We start from the raw sequence: 26,388 nt of genomic DNA, 5'->3' as shown, positions 1-26,388 counted from the left end.
ATGCTTAACATGTTATACATAGTAAGCAAAAGTCCCATTTACGCTTAATTATTTCATTTATTACAGACATAAATTATACAATTCATATTTAATATGCAGTTAAAATAACTTAATAAATAATTAAAAATCAGTATTTTTAATTACGTTTCCAAATCCTTTTGTTTAAGTTTGCAAACGAAACACAAAACTAAGTTTTAAATAATCTCGGCTTGGTCGCGTGAATATTATAGAGATTTATTGGAATGATGAAAAGAAAGAGTCTGATTATTTTTCTTTTGTTTCTTTTATCTTATCCCTGTTTTTCCCAAGCTGTGGATTACGTAAAGGAAATGGAAAATAGCGATCTTCAAATCAGACAGAAGCCCGATTCAGAAAGGCTTCTGTCTGAATTTTTAGGTCGGGTAGGTATGGAGGAGGATACTGTATACGCTATATTGTACAGGCCTTCATACTGTTATCGGTGTGAATTTGCCATTCCTACCTTTTATGAGGATTTGAAACGCAACAATCCAAATAACAAGATGTTGCTTATAACAGCTTATAGGGATTCGGTTGCCGCACGCGGATACAACGAGAAAAACAATTTCAAGGCCGACTATCATCTGTATGACACCACGGAGGAATATTCTAAAATATTCAGTTTCACTACAGGTAATATGCTTGGACTGTATCAACTGAAATTGTGTCCTAAAAGCGGTGTTTTAATTACCGGAGGGCAATGCACTTTATTCGGCAAGGACTTTATCCGACAGCTGGTAGCCCGGAGCGAAAGGCTGGAGCCACGGCTGTTTCCTGTAGACAGCCTTAATCAGGCAGAGGCAAAGACGCAGGAGCCTGTGTTCAATCTGAAGCCATATCCGTGGAAGACAAAAGACACCCGGGTGGAATTGAATGAAGGTAGCTTTGTTTCCAGCGTCTATTATAATCCAAAGATAGAGAACAATCATTTCTTCTTTACAGACATGCTTAACAACGGTGTGATGCTGTTCGGGAAAACCGACAAAGGATTCAAATACAGGACTCTTATCCAGGCAAACGAAGCGGAGAAAAGGAGATTTATCGCCATCCCCGATTCTTTTTTCGACAGATTTACGAGAGAAGGCTCCGTGTTTTATATTGCTTTGACAGCCAATATGATAGACGACAAGCATATAGGTATTTCCTATTCATTGCCGCAAATAGAGGAAGAGGAAGGCAAGAAGTTTCATTTTGCCTTTTACAATGCTCCGGTAATGTTGGTTCGCGACATTGACAACCTGCAGGCAGAGGAAATGATAGTACCCGACTTTAATCTTGAGGCTTCAAAATATTTCTACACACATTTTACTTTTGACGTGTTTAATAACAAATTGTGGTATGAGTGCCAGAAACTTACATGGCCACATGGATTTGAAAAAGAAGACATTGCCGGAAACACGGAAATGGACCCGTTCGACAACGGATTCTACAATACATTTAATCCCATAATGGCATCATTCGATATCAGTAGTGGCAAGCGCACCGAACTTTACGGGAAACTTGAAGACTGCCAGCGCATAAGTAATACAGGCTATTATTTTCTAAATACAGTGTTTACACACCACGGAAAAGACATGCTGTATGGCAACGGATATACAGGAAAGCTATATCTGGCCGACAGCCTGAACATTGGCAGGAATGAAAAGGAATATAAAGTGTTCGACGTTGACCTTTCCGCCTTTCCGGCTCCCGACACTACGAAATTCTATATGGAGGAATACGGAGGGCTGTATCATCCACACTTCACAAGATGTATAACGTTGGTGAGAATGAACGCCAAGGAAATATACTGCCTTTTGAAGTATGGGGTGCCGCGCCATACAGATCCTCAAAACGAACGGTATGCATTTGTGACGATAAACAGAAAGAGCGGCAAAACGACCGAACGCACGCTTCCGGCACTGCCGGAAGGAACAAGATGCTTAGGATATGGAATAAGAAACGAGCATGACTGTTTCAATCCGTTTGTCTTCATTCAGGAGGGTTCTGATTATAAGGTGAGGGATTTCATTTCAAAATAAAAACGGAATGACAGCCTTTTCGGCATGCGTCCGGTATGCCATATCGAGGATTTTGAGTAATTTTGCATTGACATACAGGCTGATACGGACAGTTTCCGAACAAACTTGACCGCATCAGTCCTGTATCATAGTGTTAATTGAGCAATCATTATCCAGATATGCCAGAAAACGAAAGATTTCACCCGCTGCACACCGGCATGCCGCTGCCGGAGAAATTCACATATCCGTTTTGCTACGAACCGCACCCTCTGTGTATAAAGGCAGCTACCGAACTGCAAAAGCTTATAATGTCGGGCGAATGCTGGCAGGACGCCATGCGGCAGGAGTCTCTTCGCAAAGAGACTGACGACGGCAAGATGTTCGGTGTGCTTATAGTGGAGAAAGACGGCAGGACAGGCTATCTTGCCGCCTATTCGGGACAGATCGGAGGGCGCAACGACTGGCCGTTCTTTGTTCCGGCAGTGTTCGACATGCTGAATCCCGACGGATATTTCAAGGTTCGCGAGAAAGAGATAACAGGGATAAACAGGACGGTGAACACGCTTCTTGATAGTGAAGAAAGGAAAGCGGCAGTAAAGGCCCTTGAACTTGAAAGGCAGAAAGCGGCAGACAGTATCGCAGCATACAAGGCAAGAATAAGGGAGGCAAAGGCGGAAAGAGACGCCGAGCGCAAAAGTATCGGAAGCATGCAACCGGAAGAGAACAGTGCTGAGCGTTGTGCGTTGGAAGAGCGTCTGTTGAACGAAAGCCGCTTTATGAAGGCGGAGCTTTCGAGAATGAGAAAGCGTCACGCAGGACTTATTGCCGCACGGGCGGACGAGTTGAAGGTTATAGACGAAAGGATAGAAGAGTTGAGGCACCACCGCAGACAGATGTCAGACGATTTGCAAAACTGGCTGTTCTCACAGTTCCGAATGCTCAACGCAAGGGGCAAGTGCCGCAACCTGTGCGACATCTTTGCAGACACGGTGAGCCTTGTACCGCCTTCGGGAGCCGGTGAGTGCTGTGCTCCGAAACTTCTCCAATACGCCTATACTCATGGCATGCGTCCGGTATGCATGGCCGAGTTTTGGTGGGGAGCGTCACCCAAGACGGAAATACGCCACCACCTGCACTATTATCCCGCATGCAGCGGCAAGTGCAAGCCAATACTGTCGCACATGCTTCAGGGCCTTGACGTGGATACGGATCCTCAGGCATCAGACAGCATTACCGGAAAAAGGACAAGACTTGAGACTGTATACGACGACAAATGGCTCTGCATTGTATGCAAGCCGGCAGGAATGCTTACCGTACCTGGCAGAAACGACCGCACTTCCGTGGAAGACATAATGAGGGAACGGTTTCCCGATGCCGGAGGCCCGATGATTGTACACCGGCTCGACATGGACACCTCAGGACTGCTTGTGGTGGCAAAGACGAAGGATGTGCACAAGATGCTGCAGGAACAGTTTGAGACAAGAAGTGTGAGAAAAAGATACATCGCAATGGTCGACACCGGTGGCAAGACAGTGCTGACGCCAAATGCAAAAGGTACGATACGTCTTCCCATGAGGGCGGACCCGCTTGACCGACCGAGACAAGTTGTCGACATCGAGAAAGGCAAGACGGCCGTCACAGACTACCATATACTGGCCGTCGACGGAAGAACAGCGCGCGTGGCCCTATATCCGCATACCGGACGCACACACCAGCTGAGGGTACACTGTGCCCACGCCAGCGGACTCGGAGCGCCGATAGCCGGCGATGCCCTTTACGGCAGGAAGGGCGAAAGGCTGTTCCTCCATGCCGAAAGGATAGAACTCACACACCCCGCCACGGGAGAAAGGATGGTTTTCGAACGCAAGCCGGAATTCTGACCCTGACATTTACGGACAGGAACGCCTATGTAAATAATGTTGAAGATATTTGTAAGTATGATAATATTTCCGTATTTTTGTATACCGAAAACCATATTCTTACAAGGAGAGAATGAAGATAGCAATAATAGTGCCATGCTACAATGAGGAAGAGGTTCTGCCGCAGACCGTAGAGAAACTCAGACTGCTTATCGCAAAAATCAAGCAGTCCGCAGGATGCGACCCGCATATATTGTTTGTCGACGACGGAAGCCGCGACAGCACCTGGCAGCTGATAAAACACTATTCAAAGGAATACGGCTGTGTGGACGGGATAAGGCTGTCGCACAACGAGGGACATCAGAATGCCCTTTGGGCGGGGCTCGAGGAATGTAACGGCCGCTACGATGCCATGGTGACCATAGACGCAGACCTTCAGGACGACGAGAATTCCATTGTCGAGATGGCAAAGATGTTTATGGGAGGCAAGGATATCGTATATGGGGTGCGGCGTGAGCGTAAGACTGACACCATGTTCAAAAGACTTTCCGCACAGGCTTTCTATAGAATAATGCGCAGGGTAGACAACGAAATGATATACAATCATGCGGATTTCAGACTTATGTCGGCACGTGCCGTAAGAGCACTTCTGCAATACCGTGAGCGCAATCTCTACCTAAGGGGTATTGTGAGGATGCTCGGATTCAGTGAAGGCTTCGTGTATTATGACAGGAAAGCCCGTGAGGCCGGTGAGTCGAAGTATCCCCTGCGCAAGATGATAAGGTTTTCGATAGACGGCATAACCTCCTTTTCCGACGCTCCCCTGAAATTCATAACGTTTGCAGGCCTTGCAATGACATTCATATCGTTCGTGATAATAGCATACGCCCTGTATGAGCATTTCACGGGAAAGACATTGCAGGGCTGGACATCGATGCTTGTCTCGATGTGGCTTATCGGAGGAGTGATAACAACAGGCATCGGAGTGCTCGGAATATATATCGGCAAGATTTATACCGAGGTGAAGAACCGGCCGAGATATTTCATCAGCGACAAGACTTATTAACGGCAAAAGACATTAATATCAGACATTTATTATGAGAAAGGTGCGGTTGAATCCCCGATACAGACATCTCGAAGAATTCATTTTATCCCTTCCTGAGAAAATGGCCGGCAACAATGAGGGCACGGTTATCCATGACGGAAGAAACACCATAAGGCTTTTTACAGCCCCCGACGGAACACCGCTCAACGTGAAACGCTACCACAAGCCTTCGCTTCTGAATGCCGTGGTTTATTCCGCAGGAATAAGAAAGGCTAAGGGACTGCGGGCATTCCTCTATCCGAAGATATTGCTCGGCAAAGGGATAGAGACACCGGAGTCGGTGGCGTATATCGAAGACAGGACATGCGGAATAATAGGATTCTCATATTATATAAGCATACAGTGCCCGTACGTCCACAGACTGTATGAGACAGGCGATGCCGCTCCCGAAGTATATGAACCGCTGGCCCGGGCCTTGGCCGCAATGACGGCAAATATGCACGACAACGGTGTGCTGCACCGTGATTTCTCTCCCGGCAACATCCTTTGGGACATAAAAGACGGGAGATACGTGTTTTCAATAGTGGATATAAACAGGATGTATTTCGGAAAGGTCGGCATGCGGAAAGGATGTGCCAACTTTGCACGCCTGTGGGGGCCGAAACGCTTCATATCGCTATTGACCACGGAATATGCGCATCTACGCGGTTTTGACGCGGCAGAGTGTGAACGTATCGCGATGGACAGACGGAGCCGTTTCTGGAAACACTACATGAAGAAAAGGAAGGTAGAGTTTGAACTTGAACTTTAACCGGAAGCAAAGCTAATCCTATCCTATCTGCCGTCATCGGCAATTCTTATCCGCCCGTCGTATGTCATAAGCATATCACGGGTGTATTTGTATAGCGGAGAGGCGATAGAGCCGGTCTCGTCATAATGACTGGAACGGATATCGAACAGGCCGCACATCAGCTCGTATGCGAGGTCGTTGGTGAAATACTTCTCCCTGTTTGCAGAAAGCGCCTCCGCAACATGCGGATGATTTGAGATGTATTCATCTGAAAGATATACCCACATAGGTATTCTCACCATGCCGAAGCCGAGAAAACGCGGCGAACGGCGCATGTCGGGAATAGCCCCATGGTCGGAGAAATAGACCATAGCCTGAAGATTCAGCCTATCTGCCGCATATTCATAAAAAGAACGTAGTATACTGTCAGTATAATGTATCGAGTTCTTATAATTATGCACGTCATCACCTTCTGTAAGCCTGTTCTCGGCCGCATATTCCCTCGAATAGCGGTTGGAATAATTGAAATGGCTACCTTTCAGGTGGAGAACCACAAAGTTGTTCTTATTCGGGTCCACCTCGTCAAGAAATTCGAGCAACGACTTGTCGTATTGAATCTTGTTAAGTTCCTGCCTGGTCCACTTTGCCGTATCCGAGGTCTCGGCCACAAGCGTTATCGGGGTGTCGGCACATCCGAGATGTCCCTGGTTGCTGTACCAGTGTACGGTATATCCCGCCTTATGGGCGATATCCACAATCGAGCATGAAGACAGAAACTCCTTGTCATTGTATTGGTTGCGCTCCGTAAGCCCCCTTTCAAGAGACGGAACTGTCTGCATGGCACATGAGTATGCGTTGGGAAACAGTATGAAATGTTTTTTGTCTTCTTTCATTTTGCTCTGCCATGGAGTAGTCTCACGGTCCTGTGGACAGAAAACGCTCATGTAGTCGCGGCATGCCGACTCACCGATGACCATCATTATTGTAGAGGGCCTGCCGCTACCACGCCCCGGCAGTTCCACATTGAGTTCTTGAAGACGTTTGTGCATGTTGCTTCGGTAAAGCCTGTTGCCTTTCTTATAATCCTGAATATCCGCATACAGCATGGCAATGCCGGTACGCACGAACAGTCCGTGACGTTTCTTCCATATATATACAGTAAAGAATACCGTGAGACCCACTGTTATGACAAAAGGTATTGTCTCATCCATACCGGACATACTGCTGTAAAACAGCGGTGTACCGCCTGCGTATGAGTTGCATAACGCAATGACAGAAATGGCAATGACGATGACAAGAATGGTAAACAGAACCTTTATCTTAGGAAAGGACTTTGCGTACTCGATAATCTCATTGGCATTCGTCTCCTGGATTATCTGCATACCATTGGCATCGATGCAGGTACGGTAGATACAGTAATATCCGATTTGTATCACCGGTGGAATAATCAGCACCGTCTCCACGACAGAAAGAATCCATTCTGCGGTATCACCGACAGGAGAAAGTATCGCATACAGTCCGGTAAGCCATCCGAAAAGATATATCCCGAAAGCAATGTCCATGTGGTTGTCATAGTCAGGAGAAGTTTTACGGTTAGTAACGTCATACAACACGTTGTATGTGAATATCCACAACAGCGATACAGCCATCGCCATTGCGACAGGAGGGGCCGACAGCCGCAAACCAGCGAATATGACCGGCAGAAACGCCACTATTGAGGCTACGAGATAACGTCTGAACTGCTGGCCGCGCGAATTTCCGGCCAGTCCCATGTTGAAGCGCCTGTATACAAAATAGCTTATGCCGAACAATGCGGCGATGCCTGCAATATATATTGCAAAGATAGTCATAGAGAATTATTTTTCCGATTATCAGTGTGTAAGCTTCCAGACGGCATATCTTACTTTAATCCACAGCAAATCCTTGTAATACCACCAATGACCGCTAAAATTACGGCGCATGGCATCAATGGCATTGTCCGTTTCATAACAAAAGCCGTCCTTTTTCTTTATTACGAGCTGTATATACCATTTAAATAGAGAATGACAAAGACGCTTTTTCATTCTTGTATATGTCTTTATAGAAAGCTTTCCTTTGGGATACAGGCTGTCTTTGAACATTCCAAGAAAATTATCGGAATGCACCTGAATAAAGTTATATCCACCCTGTTTGGCCTTGAATGCCGTGCGGTCGAAAAAGTAGTAATTACAAACAAAACATTTCTTCTCCGGTGTGAACAGACGCAAAAACCAGTCTATCTGCATAAACATCTGCCTTGCGGCCCTGTCCTTTTCAGGAAGTTTATCATATTCATCTTTCCAATATCCGTATGCGCCAAGCCATGACATCTTCCAATTTGTATTGTATACAACCCGGTCTATATCGCGGCATTCAATTATTTCCAGTTCTTTAAATTTGTCGCTGTTATTAAAAAACAGCATCGCCTTGTCTTCACGGTGTTTCTTTACAATACTTAGAAGATAACCAAGTCCTTCTTCAGTTACGCTGCTATAATCATTGAGTATTTTCAGAAACTCACCCGTTCCCAATGAAAGCACCTTTATGAAATTTGCCTCGCCTCCTATGTTCTTTTCATTCTTATTGTATATGATACCTTTGTATTTGCTTTGGAATTCCTCCATCACAATATCAATGTCATTACTTTCTGAGGCATTGTCGGACACGACAATCTCTATGTCATCACAATAATACTTGTTACCGACAATAGACTGTATACATGCCTTCAATGCATCAGGCCTGTTATATGTCGGAATACAAATGGATATTATCGGTCTTCTGTTTGCCATAATATTCTGTCAGTACTTTTATAAAGCCTTATTTCTTGTAGATACATTCTTTCTGCAGTTCCTCATTCATGAAAGGGGCCATCTTTTCCAAAGGTGCGGAACTCATCTTTCCAGTTTCCTTATCCATAAACGAGGCCGATTTAGGAAAGAGAGTCTGCATAGGATGCATTTTAATCTCACATATCACCGGTCCATCCGTATTCAATGCTTCTTCTATCGTATGCTGCAGCTGACTATTATCCGAAACCCGGAAAAACGGAATTCCGTATGCCGCCGCGATTTTCTTCATATCGGGGCATACAACACCGCTTGCAGGATTGGAGCCTGTAAAGTTGCCATGAAAGAAGGATGTCTGTGTCGTCTTTATCGCCAGATAGCTTTCGTTCTCTATGACAAAGACTTTCAATGGCATATTATATGTGACCAATGTCTGAAGTTCCTGCAAGTTCATCTGTATAGAGCCGTCACCAGTAACGCATATAGTTCTCCCTTTTTCGTTACCTGCACATGCACCGATAGCAGCAGGCAGGCCATAGCCCATTGCCGCGCATCCCTGATTGGCAAACACTCTTACACCTTTCTTTACCTTCATTGCCTGATAAGTACAGGTGTACGCGGTGCCGTTTCCGGTAACGACAACATCACCGTCATGAAGCTGGTGGAACAATTCGTCTGCAAATCTGTAGGAATTTGCATATCCATCCATATCAGGATTATCGTCAAAGAGTGAAGGCAGTTTCTTTTCTATGGCGCGTCCCCATTGCCGCCAGTCTGTGAAATCAGGTGTCTGAAAACCTTGTGCCGTCTTTGCAGAAAGCTTGTCTATGAACTCTGAAAGACAGGCATGTATCTTCAAATCTATCGACAACGTGGGCTTTTCCATTTCCGCTGCATCAATATCAACCATAACTTTATATGCCTTTGGAGCGAACAAATCGTACGCATAGCTTATCTGACGTATGGAAAGGCGCGTGCCAAGAATTATCAGCAAATCGGAGTTTTGCACCATTATGTTTCCTATTCTGTCTCCGCAAATTCCAGGCTTGCCGTAGTAAAGCGGATGATCATGCCATATTATGTCTGAACCACTTATAGCTGTCACCACCGGTATCTGCATCATTTCGGCCAATGAAACAAACTCATTCTCGCGTTTTGCCAGGCGTACACCGTTTCCCACATATATTACTGGTGATTTCGCAGTTGATATTCTCTCAAGCAAGGCATCTATCTGACTATCAATACGGCTGTGGTCCACACTATCTGTCATCTCTTCGGGATCAAACAGCCTCATCTCGTTTTCATCAGCCATCGCTCCCTGAATATCCAATGGAATATCCACCCATACAGGTCCTGGACGTCCGGACAGTGCAATATGTATTGCCTTGTCTATCTCGTATCTTATATCTTTTACATCCTTTATCGTTACACAATACTTTGTTATAGACCGTACGATAGACTTTATATCGGCCTCCTGATCACCCAATTGTCTTAGTTTCAATCCAGGACAAGCATCAATCGTTGTAGCCTGTTTCACCTGACCGGATATATACAGTCCGGGGATAGAGTCAAGCCATTGACCCAACACTCCTGTTATGGCATTAGTTCCGCCCGGACCTGTTGTAACACATGTCACCGCCAGCCGTCCACAACTTCTGTAATACCCCTCTCCGGCAATGGCAGACGCCTGCTCGTGATGGTTACATATATATGTCAGGCCTTTTGTGTGTCCGATGGAATCATTAAGATGCATCGCACCTCCACCGGTTACGAGAAAGCAGTGACATATGCCATGTTTCTCAACCAAGTGCCGGAATATAAAATCAGAAACCTTAATCATAGTTTTTCTTTTAAATATTCAATGGTGTTATATATACCTTCATTAAAAGGAGTAAACTTGAAGTCGCCTATATAACCTTTAAGCTTTTCTGTCGATGGATTAATACTTAGGAGTTTATCCGTCTTATATCCACCAAACAGCAGATTGCTCTTACTGGAAGTAATTTCCTTCATTTCCTCTACGAACTCAGACAGAATCCTTGTGTCCGGACTTGCTATATTTATTATACAATTATCTGACAGTCCGTTGTCATAAAGCTTTTCTGTAAGCAATGCAATAATTCTTACCGCATCTTTGATATAAAGAAAATTCCAGTGTTGAGTACACTGGCTCAATTCCACATCCTCGTTTGCAAGCATCTTTTTTAATGCCGTACATATTAAAGTATAGTCATGATCATATTCACCATATACGCTGAATATTCTCAGATGTACATATCCTATACCGATACTTTCAGCTAAAGCCTTGCCTTGCCGCTGTATATCCAACTTTGCTTTCCCGTATTCCGTATATGGATTACATTCTGAAGATTCATCGGTCAGATTGTATTGCTGTCCATATTCAGCCTGTGAACCGCTTTCAATGAACAGTCTGCATCCCAATTTTCCGGCAACGCGTATTGCCGTAAGTGTGTCTTTTACATTCCGTCCGTGTATCTCTCTATTATTTCTTTTCTCCTGTGAACTTCCGTCCCAGGCAAGATTAATAAAAACATCTGCCGTTTGTATATGTTCACATATACTCTCTATTTCTGTCATGCTGGAATAAAGAAGACGCAAATTATTGTCATCCTTTATCCTATATAGGTTCTTTGAGTTCTTTCTTACTATAGCAAATATTTCATTGCCGTTATCTGCAAGGTATCTGCATAACGGAACTCCTATGAAAGACGTTGCTCCTGTAATGATGTATCTCATCTTACATATTTATTGATTTGTTCTATACAAAGCTTGTATACATCCTCGGTCCTGTATCTCTTGTACCAGTCTGCCACCATTGCCATACATAAATCAATATTCATTCTCGGTTCCCATCCAAGTTTGAAATGAGCCTTGCTTATGTCAAGCATTAAAAGCTTTGCCTCATGCAGGGCATTGGGATCAGACATATCCGTCAATTCTCCCATGCCGTAGTTTTGTATAAGTTTTGTAGCCACATCCCATACGTTGACTATTGATTCAGCCCGCGGTCCGAAGTTCCATCCATCACAATACTTGCACGGTTCGTCCCACATTTTACAAGCCAGCAACATATATCCTCCCAAAGGTTCAAGCACATGTTGCCACGGTCGTATGGCCTTTGGGTTCCGTATGGCTATCGGCCGACTGCTTTCAATGGCTCTTATGCAGTCGGGAATAATCCTGTCCTTAGCCCAGTCGCCTCCACCAATCACGTTTCCTGCCCTTACGCTTGCAATGGAAACATGATGTTTGACACCATAGTCTGCCGGATTGAAGAAACTTCTGCGCCAAGATGATATTGCTATTTCCGCAGCTCCTTTCGATGAAGAGTATGGATCATATCCACCCATAGGCTCGTCCTCACGATATCCCCATATATGCTCCCTATTCTCATAACACTTGTCAGTAGTAATCATTACCCCCACTTTCACACCGTCAACAGAGCGCATAGCCTCCATTATATTTATGGTTCCCAAAACATTTGTCTCGTATGTCTCCGCCGGCATTTCATAACTCAGCCTCACCAATGGTTGTGCCGCAAGGTGGAAGACTATTTCCGGCCGATATGCGGAAAAGATTTCTTTCATCTTTTCCCGGTTCCTGATATCCGCCCTTATATCAGCCTTTATTCTCTTTCCTACTCCAGAAAGTATGAAATTGTCTTTTTCTGTATTTGGACTCAACGAAACACCTACAACTTCAGCACCGAGTTCATTAAGCCAAATGGCAAGCCAACTGCCCTTGAAACCTGTGTGCCCTGTCACGAGCACACGTTTTCCACAATAAAAACCGTTGAAAATATCTGCCTGCATAATCTACAGTTTTTTAGGTATTTCTCTTTCCCATTTTTTCCAAGGGGCCTTTCCTGCCGCAAGAAGTTCATCGAGCATTTCCTTTTCACGGATATTGTCCATACATTGCCAGAAGCCCTTATGTGTGTATGACATAAGTTCACCTTCTGCCACGAGTTTCTCTAAAGGTTCTTTTTCAAATATAGTGTCATCTCCATCTATATATTTAAAAACCTCCGGTTCGAGAATCATATATCCGGCATTTATGGATGCCATGTCAAGCATATTCTTTTCACGGAACGATTTTACGGCATTATTACCTCCAATGTTTAATACTCCTTTTTCCTGTGAAATCTTCACCGATGTAAGCGTAGCAGACTTACCGTGTGATTTATGAAATTCAAGCAGCTTATTTATATCGACATCACATACACCATCACCGTAGGTCATAAAGAATCTTTCATCGCCCACATATCCCTGTATACGTTTTATGCGTCCTCCGGTCATGGTATTGTATCCTGTATCAACAATGGTTACCTTCCATGATTCACATCTGTTCTCATGTACAGTCATTTCATTTCTCCCATCACGGTAATCAAATGTCACATCACTGTTATTAAGAAAATAATTGGCAAACCATTGCTTGATATATTCCTGTCTGTAACCGGCACATATAATAAACTCCTTATGGCCATAAAATGAAAATTCCTTCATTATGTGCCATATTATCGGCATACCTCCGATTTCAATCATTGGTTTCGGCTTGAATTTGCTTTCCTCACTTATACGGGTTCCGAAGCCTCCGGCTAAAAGTACTACTTTCATTGGCCTTATGGGATTACTTTATTTTTTTAGAATTAACAAACAGTTTGACTGTATCAACCATATACTGAAGTTTCTCTTCTGTCATACCAGGATAAACGCCTATCCAGAATGAATCGTTCATAATCGTGTCCGTTACAGGCAGATTTCCGATGACACGGTAATCTCTATTCAACTCATATTGCTCAAACGCAGGATGTCTGAGAAGGTTTCCGGCAAATAAATTACGGGTCTGCACATTATGCTCTTCAAGGAAACCTGTAAGTTCATTACGGGTATAGCCGGCATCCTTACTTACAGTAATGAAAAATCCGAACCAGCTTGGCCGACTGTTCTTTTGTGCTTCCGGCAAGATAAGTCCCTCCGTATTCTTTAAACCCTCATACAGATAGTCGAAATTCTTCCTACGCTGATCCACAATATAATCAAGCTTGTCAAGCTGTGCGCAGCCTATTGCCGCCTGGAGATCTGTAGCCTTAAGATTATAGCCCATGTGGCTGTATACGTACTTGTGGTCATATCCTTCAGGCAACTGTCCGAACTGTTTTGTAAAACGGCATCCGCATGTGTTGTCCACTCCACCCGTACACCAACAGTCACGCCCCCAATCACGAAAACTGTTTACGTATTTATGCAATTCAGGATTATTGGTGTATACAGCTCCGCCTTCACCCATTGTCATGTGATGTGGAGGATAGAATGATGATGTCCCTATATCTCCTATCGTGCCTGTTTTTTTCCATTCTCCGTCTATGAAATATTCAGATCCAAGAGCATCGCAATTATCTTCCACGAGCCATAAACCATATTTTTTGCAAAAATCAACGACAGCCTGCAAGTTAAAAGGATTGCCAAGACTGTGGGCAATCATCACAGCTTTTGTCTTTGCTGACAAAGCAGTTTCAAGCTGTGCTGTATCTATATTTGATTCCTTAAGGTTCATATCGACAAATACCGGAACAGCTCCATATTGTAGTATAGCCGATACCGTTGTCGGAAATCCTGCCGCAACGGTTATAACCTCATCACCACGCCTGATGGCGCGGTCACCGAGTTCGTGTGCGGTAAGAGCACTGAAAGCAAGCAAGTTTGCCGATGAACCGGAATTACAAAGTGAACAGTATCTTATATCAAGCCACTTGGCGAGACGTGTCTCAAATTTGTGTGCCCAAGGACCGGCAGTAAGCCAAAAGTCCAAGGAGGCATCTATAAGATTTACCATCTCATTGTCGTCAAAATACCTTCCTCCATAGTTTACCTTTGTTTTGCCCGGTTCAAAATTTTGTTTAAGAGCATGTGTTTCCTTATAGTATTCTCTTGTGAGTTCTAAAATCTGTTGTTTTATCTCGTCCTTTCTCCGGAAACTATTCTCTTGGGAAACCTTATTCATAATATAATTATATAATATGTATTAATATTGCAAAGGTAATTATAAATATCAAGAAATACAAGTAAAAGGATACAAAATGCCAAAATTAAGCCCTTGCTTATCAGTTGTATGAAAGATTTATCGTAATTTTGCGACATTATTTTCAACACGTTTTCTGGTAGAATAAATATGGCAATGAAAGATATCCGGCGTTTTTCGCTTTTGACGACTTTTGTCGTTCTGACGCACGTGTCAGGACTGTTTGTCCAGTCCGTATTCAGGCTGTTGCAATATCTGATTATCGGCAATATGATTACAGATACCGATGCCTGTGTGTTTCCTGCTTTCATAAGAGGATTGTGGTTCGACAATGTGGTGGGATGCTATATCCTTGCATTGCCATTGGCGGTATTGTTCACGGCAGCAGTATTCGGATGCTATCACAGGATATTGAGAAAAGGCGCGGCAATATGGTTCGGAGTGCTTTATACGGCAGTGTTTGCTGTTTCCGCAGCTAATATTCCTTATTTCCGGTATTTCTTCAAGAACATCAACTCCGGCATATTTGAATGGTTCGGATATGCAGGGACAACGGCAGGCATGGTGCTTGGCGAGACATCATATATACTGTACATCACGGCTTTCATCGTCATATCTGGACTCTTTGCTTATTGGCTGTATATTGTGGAGAAACGTTTCTCGGAACGTATCGCCTCCGCACCTGCTGACAGGCGAGGATTTTTATATACGGCATTAAAGCTGGGCACAACAATAGTGGCAGCAGGACTGTGTATGCTCGGTATACGCGGCCGACTCGGCTATAATCCGATAAAAATCAGCGAGGCATATTATTGCAACGACCCTTTTCTCAATCAGCTTGGCATTTCTCCCTCATTCAATTTGCTTACAAGCTCACTCGACGACATGCGTAAGGAAAACCGCGAGCTCAGACTCATGCCATATTCCGAAGCTATCGCCAATTCAAGAAAGTTTCTTGGTTGCGACACCATTGTTACAGACACGGTGAATATATTGAGGAGACATATTGTTGCAGATGAGTCCGTCAACCGGAAACCCAATGTGGTAATCATTCTGATGGAGTCCATGTCTGCGGCATTCATGAGCCACAGCGGCCTGTACAAAGGTCTTACACCTGTGCTTGACAGCATATATGACAATTCTCTCGCATTTGCAAACTTCTATTCCGCAGGCATCCATACCAACCATGGCATTATGGCATCACTTTATTCATTTCCGGCATTGATGAAACGCAATCTCATGAAAGGGACAGTGACACCACGGAAGACCGGAATACCGACCGTGCTTAAGGCAAACGGATGGCACAACATGTTTTTCATGACACATGAGGCTCAGTATGACAACATGAACGCCTTTCTGCGCACCAACGGCTATGACGAGGTGTTCTCACAGGAGAACTATCCGTCTGAAGAGGTTGTTAATTCGTTCGGAGTGAGCGACAGGTATCTGTTCCGTTATGCCATTGGAGCCATTGACAAGGCATGCGGCAAGGGCAAACCGTTTATGGCAACACTCCTGACCATAAGCAACCATCCGCCGTATGTCATTCCCGACTGGTTTCATCCGGTGAGCACCGTGCCGGAGACGCAGATTGTGGAATATGCAGACTGGTCTATAGGAGAGTTCCTCAAAGAAGCAAGACAAAGGAAATGGTACGATAATACGGTGTTCGTTCTTCTGGCCGACCATGGAAAGATTGTAGGAGACGTTGATGCGGAACTGCCTCAGTCATATAATCATGTGCCGCTCATGATATTCGGCCCCGGTATAAAGAACGGCATATACAACGGACTTGGAATGCAGGCAGACCTTATGCCGACCCTCCTTTCCGTTCTCGGTGTGAGCTACGACTACGACGGTTTCGGGCACAATCTGCTTTCCGAACCTCGTGAAATGGTGTTCTATAGCGCGGACGACCAGATTGTGGCACGCGACTCCTCGGGATTTTATATATATTATCCAGGCTCGGGACGCAACATCTGCTATGACACAACTGAAAATGGCAAACGGCCGCATGAATCCGGGATGGACAACCGTTTTGCCGCATTGAAGAACTATGTGTTCTCCATGATACAGACAGCGGAATATATCTACCGCAAACAGAAATAATCCGCGAACAGAGAATACATTTGTCATGCCGCCACACATCAAAAGACGGGAAGTAAAACCGGCAAGACAGGCATGCGGATGTATCCGTCGGACATGTTACAAAAACGATATCCGTATACATATATATGAAAACCTTAATTATATATTCACCCCCTCATGTAATCCGGTTGGTAATCCGTGTTACATGAGGGGGTGAATATATTACCGTTTCTCCTATATTCCTTATTTAAAACACTGCTTTTCCTGATTTGTTCCCCTGACGGAATATATACATTCCAGGGCGTACGTTTACATCGGACATACTGTTGAACGTGCCGATCTTCACGCCTCCCACGGTATACAGAGTCACAGGCACGTTATCGGAGGTCTCTACCTGTGTTATGCCCGATGTCACGGCATTGCCGGCCTCAAGCTTTATACAGTCGTACATCACACCTCCGTTGTTCTTGATTCCCGACATCGTGAACGACACGGTATTTGTTCCTTTTTTCAGAAGGCTGGCAGGGAATTTCAGGATGTTGAGACTGTGACGTCCACCAAGAACGGCACTTCTGTATATGGCCGCATCGTTATACATTGAATACTCTTTCTGTTTAGCTCCGTTCACAGCCACAGCAAGCTTTGGTTTGTTTGCACTTCCTGCAATAGACATTGTAAGATAAGCCAGACCTGTATATGTACGGTCGAGGTCAAATTTAACAGTCCACGTTCCATTCTGCGTCTGTGCATAATACCAGTCTTTCTCCGGCACGCTTTGGCCCACCGTATAAGTCAGGTTTGCCGGAGGCAAATCCCACAGGCCATAGTTGCGGAGAGTGTCACTGAAATGGAAACCGTCGGACATGCGGTTGTTCTCACCAATCTGCCACAGTTTATACTCATACATTGCAGGAGTCCAATCCACATTTCCCAGATTCACCTCCTCTGCATCAACAATTATATTATTTTTCTGCAACTCATCGGTTATGTCACCTTTGGTGGCGTATGCATACAGGGTATATTCGCCCTTGCGGACGTTCTTTATTGAGAAATTGCCGTCGGCATCCGTTTTTGCCCAATAAATATATTTCTTTCCCTGAAGATACGGATCTACCCCTGGTTCGGCAAGCACCATCTGTATCTCATCATTACCTTGTCCGGTCGTCACATTCAGGTGTCCGCTCACGGTTGCACGGTCAAGAGGATAAAGATCATTCTCAAACCATTCAAACGGCCATTCCGCCATTTGTTTGCTTGCCTGTGCCTTCGCGTCGGCAATCATTACCGCCTTCCTGTCGGGAGTCCCCGGCTCTGTGGCACTGTTGACATAGATGAAGAACGGACCGTATATTTTTCTCTCTCCATCCTTGTATATCTGTGCCGACGCCCCCATGTGCTCACCTTGTATCATCATTATACTTATAGGCGACTTACTTGTGGCATGCACGGTAAGCTCCTGCTTCATCGGCCCCCCGTTTATCCACTCATGGCTACAGGCTATGTTCCACACACCTGTATTGTTGTTCATAAGTCCGTGCACACTGTCGTTGACCACATACTGTGCCCAGTTATACTTAGTATATACAGACCCGTCTTCCATCCTGTATGTGGCGTCAGAGATAGTGTTCTCTTCTCTCTCTGCCACAGCCATCTGGCTGTTTGACGGTATCTTGCCGTTCATTCTGTCATCCACATATCCGTTTAGGAATCCGGAATTGAGACGTGTACACACACGCGCCTCACGTAGGTTTACAGATTCAGAACCTGATGTTCCGTTTGCGATGACGTATACATATACACCGCTCACACCCTTACGCATGATGAACCCCTGTTGGAAACGCAGGTTATCAGAAGTGTTGCTGTAAAGCACCTCTGCATAATCATCGGTCTGTTTGATTATTTCAGCCTTCGATGGGTTCAGTCCCTGATTGGATGCAGCAGTATAGTCGAAGTATATTCCGTTTGATCCGAGCAGGTTATTAGAAGAACCGGCTCTTGTCATATTACTGATACGGCCGTTGCTTCCGATGGTTATTCTCACAAGACCGTTGTCCATTGTTGTTGTACGGTCCTTCATGCTCATGGTCACATTATCCTGCGCACCGGCTCCAAGTGCTGCCAGTGCGGTGATAGCTGTTAGTAGAAGTTTTTTCATATATACGATAGTTTTGATTATTCAGACACTTTGAACAACTAAAGTGAAGTTTGTATCATGCAAGGATAATGGAATCCTGACAAAATCAATCTCTCCTGAAATTGCCTGGGCCACGCTTATCCTGATGCAAAGATAAGATAATTTTCAGGATACTGCAAATAAAATCAGCCCAAAACAACGTCAAGCACCATCATCACCACAAATCCTACGGCAAATCCTATCGTGCCCATATTAGAATGCTCGCCTTCGCTTGCTTCCGGTATAAGTTCCTCCACCACAACATACAGCATCGCCCCTGCGGCAAATGCGAGAAGATACGGCATCGTCGGTGCAAGCCATGCTGTCAGCAGGATTACCGCCAAGGCCCCCACCGGCTCTACAGCTCCACTCATGCTTCCTATTATAAACGATTTCCAGCGGCTGTTTCCCGCAGTCCTCATCGGCATGGATATTATTGCACCCTCGGGGATGTTCTGTATGGCGATGCCAAGTGACATTGCGACAGCACCCGCTGCAGTTATTCCCGTATCAGCCATTGAGCCGGAAAGAACCGCTCCTACCGCCATCCCTTCCGGCAGATTATGTATAGTGACGGCCATGGCGAGCATTGCCGTACGCGAAAGATGCGAGCGCGGCCCTTCCGGTTTTGAGTCGCCCAGATGAAGGTGTGGGGTTACATAGTCGATGAATAGCAGGAATGCCATTCCTGCCATAAACCCAATAGCAGCCGGCATCACCTTCATAATACCTCCTGAAGCCCCACTGACCTCTATCGAAGGAATAAGCAGCGACCATACTGACGCAGCCACCATCACTCCTGACGCAAATCCGAGAAGCGTTTTCTGCAAGGCGGCATTCATTCCGTCTTTCATCAGGAATACAAACGAAGAACCTATGACGGTTCCGAGAAACGGGATAAGAATCCCCAATACTAATGCTATGTTCATTTTATGTTAAATACGGTTTATTCTCTTCACTTTTGTACCGACAATTATTGTCTTGTCTGTTTTTTTCAGAGCTTTCGGCATATACAGTCTGCTCAGTTTCACACAATGTGCAAATGCTCCGCTACCGATAGTCTTGGTATGCGCAGGCACAACGATTGTCTTTATCGTGGTACACGAGTTAAACGCATTGGCTCCTATATGCCGCAGGGATTTGGGAAGTTCTATTTTTATAAGGCCGAAACATCCTGAAAATGCGTTTTGCCCGATACTGTTCACCATATTATGTATCATGACACCGTTCAGTTTCCCGCACTTTGCGAAACAATATCTGCTTATTGCCGGCAGGGTGATAGGCAACGACACATACGTGAGATTATCACATCCATAGAATGCCGAATCCGGCAATGCGAGTGTCACGGCTTCATTAAGGTCGATGGTACATAGGTTGCCTTTTCTCTCTCCGTCACGTCCGCCTCCGGCCAGCTGCCTGAGCAGTTCAAAGTCATTCTTGTTAACCGTTCCGGCAATCTTGATATGCCGTGTGTAAAGCCAGTCTTTGTCTGTTATATGTCTTGCAAGGTCTCCGGCCTTGTCGAGCACAATCCGTTTTACAGCCGGACGGTATCCTGAAGGCGCCGTGCCGACTATCATGCGCTGATTGTGCATGTATCCGTCAAGAGAATCCGGATCATAATATCCGTCACGTTTTCCACTCCACCCCCAGTTCACATGCACCACAGAATCGCGGCAGCCGTCTATTATGAACACATGTGCATCATGAGCATTGCGCTCCGCACGTATTATTATTGGGCGTCCGCCTTTCAGTTCTTCTTGAATCTTATCTTTCCATGCCTTGTTTCCTCCATCCCCTTTATAGTAGAGTCTGTCGGCAATGCTCATGTACTGAGAATATCCGAAGTATTCTTTTAAAGCAGTGACCACGTTGTTTATCTTTGTCGCACTTGCGCTCTTCCCGTAAACCGTTGACGCTGCCGTGCCACAGTCCTTTATTAGCCGCGCCACGGCTTTCTTCTCGTCTGTTGTGGTGGAATCATCCGGCATATCAAACATAAGCTGCCATTTATATTCGACTCCGGTTTTCAGGTTCTTCGGAGGATATCCATATTTGCACATTGCCTGTGCCATCACTATCGGTCCGCAACCGGCCAAAGCATGCTTCAGTACAGTATCCCGTTTTTCCTTCGGACACATCATATTGTAAGGCTCATCCTGTCCCCATTTGGTGGTAACAAACGGCCTTACCTCTGTAGTGAAAACATATTTGCCTTGAGCCGCAACAGAAAGTCCGTAGCCCAAGGCAAATATGTATGTAAGTGATATTACGTATAATATCCGCATGTCAATGCTTTATTTAGATTTCTTGTTTCCTGAAAATGTCAGATACCCTGCGGGTTCCAAATCTTCTTATTTTCTGCTTGTCACAAGCTTTATCTTATTTATTATCTGTTCCGGCTTGATGTTTCTCATACAAGCGAAATCACCTTTCCTACATGGTTTATTACCATAAATACTGCATGGGCGACATGACATGTCAAGCTGTATCACATTTTCCATACTCTGATTCCATCCCATAAATCCTGCGTACGGATGCGTGGCACCCCATATACTTATTACAGGAGTTCCCGTTACCGATGCAAGATGCATATTTGCACTGTCCATAGACACCATGACATCAAGATGGCTCATCAGTATAAGTTCATGTCTCATACCTTTCAGGCAATTGCCAACATTCACACAGTTGCCGAACTCCTCACACCACCGTCCGAATGCCTCTTCCTCCTGTTTGCCACGTCCGAAAAGGAATATTCTCGGCTGCGGATTCTCCGACGACAGTATTCCGATAACCTCACGCATCATTTCCTGAGGATAGACCTTTCCGCCGTGTGCGGCGAACGGTGCAATGCCTATCCATATTTCGTTTTCTACCTTCTGTCCGATTTCCGCCGGAAGAAGGCTCAGATTCCCATGACCTTCCGGAAATATCGACTTAAAAGAAAGCTTTATCGGATAGCCGAGACGGGCCAGCACATCAGCATAATTCTGAAAAGACGTAGGCAACGGAAAGAGTTTTTTCTTTCCCGATGATATAAGCTTGCGCTTTTCATTCCTGTGCTTGTCAATATGCTCCACCCTGTATCTGCTGAGATTGAACCTCAGTCTAAGATATTCCGATCTCAGAACATCGTGGAAATCGGCTATCGCAGTGAAATTCTTGGCTACAAGTCTTCTATACAACGAGTTCAGTCCCCTTACCCCACAATATTCCTTTTTTAAGTCGGCTTCCATAAACCTCACGTTCGGAGCAAGCTCTTCAAACAGGGGCCGTGCGAATCCCCGGCTCAGCACAGTGATTCTTACGTCCGGATATTGCATTGCCAGCGAATATACCACAGGAACCGCCATTGCGACATCTCCCAAAGCCGAAAATCTTATTATAAGAATATTCTCTCTGCCTTTTTCCATGTGTATCATATTCTGAGACTTCTGCTCATGTGGGGAACACAGTACTGCAATGTCGCCACATGAGCATGAGCTGAAAATTTATATTGTTCATCCGGCTTGACGAAAGACGTTTTACCTTTCGTCTTTATTTGTTGCCGTACAGAACCGGATTGGTGGAAGGGTCATTATACATCTTCATCTGACGATACACTTTCATGTATTTCTCTCCTGCCTGTATGTCTTCCAGCAACTGGTCGATGGCAAGGCTCAAATCCTTTTGCTGTTCCAACAGCACCGCAAGCTTCGAAGCACACTTCTCTTTATGGTCGGAAGTGGCGTCTGTGCGGTTTACCTGTTCCTGCATGTGATATATCTTCAATGCCAATATGGAAAGACGGTCGATGGCCCATGCCGGACTTTCGGTGTTAAGACGTGCCGTATCAAGCGGCTTTACATCGCTGTACTGCTGACGGAAATAACTGTCAATCTGTTCCACCAGGTCTGTCCTGTCCTGATTGCTCCCGTCTATACGGCGTTTCAGCGACAACGCCTCCTGAGGGTCGATATGCGGGTCGCGGATTATATCCTCCAGGTGCCACTGTACAGTGTCTATCCAACATTTCATATAGAGACTGAAATCAATCGAATCCCTGTCGTACGGGTTGTGGATAGGTGTGTTTACATTATCAGTAAGATGATAATCTCTTATAGCCTGATTAAAAATTGTATTGCAGTGTTCTGTAAATGCCATTGTCATTTGTTTTTTATATTGCAAAACTAAGCAAAGTTTTTCAAATCTCCAACAAAATTAATATATTTATACCTTGTTTGGGATAATATATGGATAAAATAATCATTAATACCAATTCTCATTCCCCTCATGCACAGACACGCCTTATTACGTTCAAGACACGTCTCCCACACGCCAAGAAACTCTCAGAGAATGTGATATTTACAGCTTATCAAGCATGCTTATGCCTCAATTTATATCTCCATATAATGTCAAGCACCACAAAGAATACGATTGCAGAAACCCAGCCTCCGATAACGTCAATGGCATAATGGGCATATATGTATACCGTGGAAAAGCAAAGAAGAATATAAAACGGGACAAGCACAAGAAACAGCTTTCTGTTTTTCGACATGAACGCCAATATCATCAGTATGGTGCTTATTCCTACATGACTGCTCGGAAATGCCGCAGTGGGACGCTCCCCTGCATTATGTGCATCCACCACCATCTGATAGAATATGCCATCCTTATATCCCGGGCTCTCAAGTGCCTCCTGATTGACGGCAAAATAATCGTGTAGTTCTGGAAACACGCCACGGGCTATCTCATCCATCCCCACAGCATTATAATAATACTGCGGACCGGCCACCGGCACAGCTATATATATAAGGTAATAGATGAAGAATGCCCCAAGGATGATAAACGCCGCCCTGTTGAAGTCTTTATAGCGGAAAAGGAAATAGAACAGCGTGACCACAAGTATCATAGGAAAATAAGAGGCATAGCCTAAATCCATCAGCTCGCTGAATACGGCACTGTCCATCGCCTTGCAGAACAACAATGACGGCTGGCACCCGAAAAGCGACTGTTCCCATCCGGCGAATATATGGTCGAGATTGGGGAACATGCGGTTGAACTCGTATGTGTCGGGATACCACCACGAAAGCAAGGCCATCTGTAGTGCTATGCGGCAGAAATGAGTGAAACGGCACGGCACTATACGATATACTATCCACAAGGCAAATGTCATAACCACCACCCGAAGGCGTCCGACAAGCATTTCTTCCGGATTATATGCCTTGGTATATGTAAAGAGCAGAAGCAGAAGTGTCACGAACAGGTATCCCATGACAACCCACTCCACGGCAAGCAGTCCCTTCTGCGGCTTTTTCTCTATCCTGAAAATATCCTTTATAAGCTTCGTATTCATCATTTCCCGATTATATCCATCCGTTATCCTTATACCACTTCACCGCGGCCCTGACCCCTTCCTCAAGCATGTAGCCCGGACGGTAGCCCAACTCGCTTATGGCAGGCCTGATATCGCACCGCCAGTTGCGCTGCTTCATTATATGATACTTGTCGTTGTTCAAAGCCGACACCTTGCCTGTAATCCTTCCCGCATACTCACCGCACAACGTCACAAGACGCAAGACCCATACAGGCGCCTTTATGCGTATCAGCCACGGACAACCGAGTTCCTTGTGAATAAGATCGCTGAAAGTGCGTGAGGAATACACATTGCCGTCGCTAAGGAAATATTTATGTCCTACCACTCCGTGCTCCAACGCGAGCATTACGGCCTGCACGACATCGGCAACATAAACAAATGTCAAATCCTGGGGCTTATAGCCAACCGAGAAATCCGTATGTCCCTTTATGCTCTTCACCATCATGAAATAATCACGCTCACGCGGTCCGTATACTCCGGTCGGCCTCAGCACAATAAAAGGGAATCCTTCCGGAACCAACGAGTCAAGAAAGGCCTCCGCCTCAATCTTACTCCTTCCGTATGCTGTATTCGGACAGGGAATGTCTGAGGATGATATCTCCTGATAAGGTCGTCGCTCCCTGACAGGGCCGAACACGCTGAGACTGCTTATATACACAAACCGCCTGACCGGCATATTCATGCTCCTGAGGGCATTTACAAGATTTATCGTACCCTGTGTGTTTATACGGAAGAAATCTTCGGAATGGATACATTTTGTTACTCCTGCGGCATGCACAACATAATCGAATGTAATGTTTTCCATTGCCTGCCTCAGCTGATTCTCATCTCCAAGATCAAGCTCTATAAAGTTTATTCTCGGGTCTTTAAGATAGGCTCTGCTACTGCTTTTCCTTACCGCAGCCCACACGTCAAGCCCTCTGTCCAAAGCCTCTTCCACAATAAAACTGCCAATAAATCCGGATGCGCCGGTGACAAGTATATTCATATCCGTTTTCTCTTTGTTTATATATGAGTTTGATTCATCGGCAGACAACAGCCGCCATGTTCATCGAGGACAAAGTTACGGATTTTTTCCTTATTACGGATAACTTGGGCAACGTTTTCGATATGGAATGGCTATCTTTATCAAGTTTCACCGTCAACAAATCTATTGTCTGAAGGTAACTGCCTGTGAAAAAATCAAAACTCAACAGGTTGGGCGGCAAAAACGAACAGTAAATAAAGATTTCACAAACCGTACATGACCGCATTCGAATAACCGGACAGGACCGTTGCTCATTGCTATCTTATCATGCTCTGAGCTCCTCCGGTCTTTTTTGCCGGTTCCACATGCAGCCCTATGTGGGTATTTTCCCCGAATCTCTCCCTCAGCCTTCTCTCTATATTGGATGCATGCACATGCGAGTCATAAAGTGTGATGTTCCCCGGCATGCGCAGGTGCATCTCCACAGCAATGCCACTTCCTATTCTTCTTGTGCGCATGTTATGCACACCGCTCACCTGTGGCTCCTCTTCCGCTATCCTCCTTATCTCATCTTCCGTCTCGTCGGGAAGACTTCTCTCAAGCAGTTCACCGAAAGCCTGGCGGACAAGAGTAACCGAGGTCCTTATTATAAAAAAGCTGACTATCACTGCCGCTATAGGGTCAAGGACCGACCAGTCGTGTCCGAGAAGAATGGCGCCACCGATCCCCACCGCCGTACCTATCGACGATAGAGCATCGCTGCGGTGATGCCACGCATTGGCCACCAACACGGAAGAGCCGTATTTCTTTCCAGCCTTCACCGTAAACCTGAAAGCCCATTCCTTCAATACAATGCCGGCCAATGCCGCCACAAAGGCAATCATACCGGGCTGTTCTATCTCCGTTCCTCCTATGACAAGAATTATTTTCTTTATGCCCCCAAAACATATCATGATCCCGACCGTCAACAGAAACAGGCCTATGGCGGAAGTTGCCAAAGTCTCATATTTCCCGTAGCCGTAGTCATGTTTCCTGTCCTTAGGTCTTGAGCTCAGACGTACGAAGAGCAACACTACCACATCAGTAAGAAAGTCGGAAAGAGAATGGACGGCGTCTGCAATCATTGCGGCCGACCCGCCTATTATTCCGGCAAGAAACTTGAAAACAAGCAGCAACACATTAACACAGCTGCCAGCTAAAGTTACTTTACAAATGGCTTTTTCTCTGTTATGCATGTTCTTTTTCG

The 26,388-nt window shown here is 45.2% G+C and carries 20 protein-coding genes; 5 read left to right on the top strand and 15 right to left on the bottom strand.

What is annotated here, in order from left to right:
• Positions 1-329: 329 nt before the first annotated feature.
• From HPS56_RS01290 to HPS56_RS01275, 4 genes are all read left to right on the top strand, one after another.
• Positions 330-2,039, top strand: coding sequence for a hypothetical protein (locus HPS56_RS01290; RefSeq protein ID WP_253952354.1), 1,710 nt, complete (start codon positions 330-332; stop codon positions 2,037-2,039).
• Between the two features lie 158 nt (positions 2,040-2,197).
• On the top strand, positions 2,198-3,898 hold the full coding sequence (locus HPS56_RS01285; RefSeq protein WP_172272651.1) for an RluA family pseudouridine synthase: 1,701 nt from the start codon (positions 2,198-2,200) through the stop codon (positions 3,896-3,898).
• 112 nt (positions 3,899-4,010) lie between these two features.
• Positions 4,011-4,943 (top strand): glycosyltransferase family 2 protein, encoded by a 933-nt coding sequence (locus tag HPS56_RS01280; RefSeq protein ID WP_172272648.1) that lies wholly within the window; start codon positions 4,011-4,013, stop codon positions 4,941-4,943.
• Positions 4,944-4,974: 31 nt separating this feature from the next.
• The gene (locus tag HPS56_RS01275; RefSeq protein ID WP_172272645.1) at positions 4,975-5,733 is read left to right on the top strand and encodes a phosphotransferase; all 759 of its coding nucleotides are present in this window, start codon (positions 4,975-4,977) and stop codon (positions 5,731-5,733) included.
• Positions 5,734-5,756: 23 nt separating this feature from the next.
• Here HPS56_RS01275 and HPS56_RS01270 read toward each other — a convergent pair whose 3' ends face one another.
• From HPS56_RS01270 to rfbH, 7 genes are read right to left on the bottom strand one after another with little or no spacing between them, the layout of a single operon-like run.
• Positions 5,757-7,562, bottom strand: coding sequence for a phosphoethanolamine transferase (locus HPS56_RS01270; protein ID WP_172272642.1), 1,806 nt, complete (start codon positions 7,560-7,562; stop codon positions 5,757-5,759).
• A 21-nt stretch (positions 7,563-7,583) separates the two neighbouring features.
• The gene (locus tag HPS56_RS01265; protein ID WP_172272640.1) at positions 7,584-8,519 is read right to left on the bottom strand and encodes a glycosyltransferase family 2 protein; all 936 of its coding nucleotides are present in this window, start codon (positions 8,517-8,519) and stop codon (positions 7,584-7,586) included.
• A 28-nt stretch (positions 8,520-8,547) separates the two neighbouring features.
• A complete protein-coding gene (locus tag HPS56_RS01260; protein ID WP_172272637.1) occupies positions 8,548-10,356 on the bottom strand; it encodes a thiamine pyrophosphate-binding protein in 1,809 nt (602 codons plus the stop codon).
• On the bottom strand, positions 10,353-11,273 hold the full coding sequence (locus HPS56_RS01255) for an NAD-dependent epimerase/dehydratase family protein (RefSeq protein WP_172272634.1): 921 nt from the start codon (positions 11,271-11,273) through the stop codon (positions 10,353-10,355). The genes HPS56_RS01260 and HPS56_RS01255 overlap by 4 nt, the downstream gene beginning before the upstream one ends.
• The gene (gene rfbG / locus HPS56_RS01250) at positions 11,270-12,349 is read right to left on the bottom strand and encodes a CDP-glucose 4,6-dehydratase (RefSeq protein WP_172272631.1); all 1,080 of its coding nucleotides are present in this window, start codon (positions 12,347-12,349) and stop codon (positions 11,270-11,272) included. The genes HPS56_RS01255 and rfbG overlap by 4 nt, the downstream gene beginning before the upstream one ends.
• Before the next feature lie 3 nt (positions 12,350-12,352).
• On the bottom strand, positions 12,353-13,153 hold the full coding sequence (gene rfbF, locus HPS56_RS01245; protein ID WP_172272628.1) for a glucose-1-phosphate cytidylyltransferase: 801 nt from the start codon (positions 13,151-13,153) through the stop codon (positions 12,353-12,355).
• Positions 13,154-13,166: 13 nt separating this feature from the next.
• Positions 13,167-14,540, bottom strand: coding sequence for a lipopolysaccharide biosynthesis protein RfbH (rfbH, locus tag HPS56_RS01240; protein WP_172272625.1), 1,374 nt, complete (start codon positions 14,538-14,540; stop codon positions 13,167-13,169).
• Between the two features lie 168 nt (positions 14,541-14,708).
• Between rfbH and HPS56_RS01235 the strand changes: the two genes are divergently transcribed.
• Complete coding sequence (locus tag HPS56_RS01235) at positions 14,709-16,667, top strand: LTA synthase family protein (RefSeq protein ID WP_253952353.1); 1,959 nt, start codon at positions 14,709-14,711, stop codon at positions 16,665-16,667.
• 226 nt (positions 16,668-16,893) lie between these two features.
• Here HPS56_RS01235 and HPS56_RS01230 read toward each other — a convergent pair whose 3' ends face one another.
• The 8 genes from HPS56_RS01230 to HPS56_RS01195 form a co-directional block, all read right to left on the bottom strand.
• Positions 16,894-18,801, bottom strand: coding sequence for a polysaccharide lyase family protein (locus tag HPS56_RS01230; protein ID WP_172272623.1), 1,908 nt, complete (start codon positions 18,799-18,801; stop codon positions 16,894-16,896).
• 164 nt (positions 18,802-18,965) lie between these two features.
• The gene (locus HPS56_RS01225) at positions 18,966-19,748 is read right to left on the bottom strand and encodes a ZIP family metal transporter (RefSeq protein ID WP_172272620.1); all 783 of its coding nucleotides are present in this window, start codon (positions 19,746-19,748) and stop codon (positions 18,966-18,968) included.
• Between the two features lie 6 nt (positions 19,749-19,754).
• Positions 19,755-21,107 (bottom strand): C10 family peptidase, encoded by a 1,353-nt coding sequence (locus HPS56_RS01220; protein WP_172272617.1) that lies wholly within the window; start codon positions 21,105-21,107, stop codon positions 19,755-19,757.
• Between the two features lie 66 nt (positions 21,108-21,173).
• Positions 21,174-22,232, bottom strand: coding sequence for a glycosyltransferase family 9 protein (locus tag HPS56_RS01215; protein ID WP_172272614.1), 1,059 nt, complete (start codon positions 22,230-22,232; stop codon positions 21,174-21,176).
• A 124-nt stretch (positions 22,233-22,356) separates the two neighbouring features.
• Positions 22,357-22,962 carry a DUF4254 domain-containing protein gene (locus tag HPS56_RS01210; protein WP_172272611.1) on the bottom strand — a complete coding sequence of 202 codons (606 nt, stop codon included), beginning with the start codon at positions 22,960-22,962 and terminating at the stop codon, positions 22,357-22,359.
• A 211-nt stretch (positions 22,963-23,173) separates the two neighbouring features.
• Positions 23,174-24,154 carry a phosphatase PAP2 family protein gene (locus HPS56_RS01205; protein WP_369800258.1) on the bottom strand — a complete coding sequence of 327 codons (981 nt, stop codon included), beginning with the start codon at positions 24,152-24,154 and terminating at the stop codon, positions 23,174-23,176.
• Between the two features lie 10 nt (positions 24,155-24,164).
• On the bottom strand, positions 24,165-25,163 hold the full coding sequence (locus HPS56_RS01200; protein WP_172272605.1) for an NAD-dependent epimerase/dehydratase family protein: 999 nt from the start codon (positions 25,161-25,163) through the stop codon (positions 24,165-24,167).
• 296 nt (positions 25,164-25,459) lie between these two features.
• Entirely contained in the window at positions 25,460-26,377 is a 918-nt protein-coding gene (locus tag HPS56_RS01195; RefSeq protein WP_172272602.1) for a cation diffusion facilitator family transporter, read from the bottom strand.
• Positions 26,378-26,388 lie beyond the last annotated feature (11 nt).

The organism is Xylanibacter muris (assembly GCF_013166605.1).
GTDB classification, from domain to species: domain Bacteria; phylum Bacteroidota; class Bacteroidia; order Bacteroidales; family Bacteroidaceae; genus Prevotella; species Prevotella muris.
Note: the sequence above shows the minus strand (reverse complement) of the source record. Positions and strands in the feature narration are given on the sequence as shown.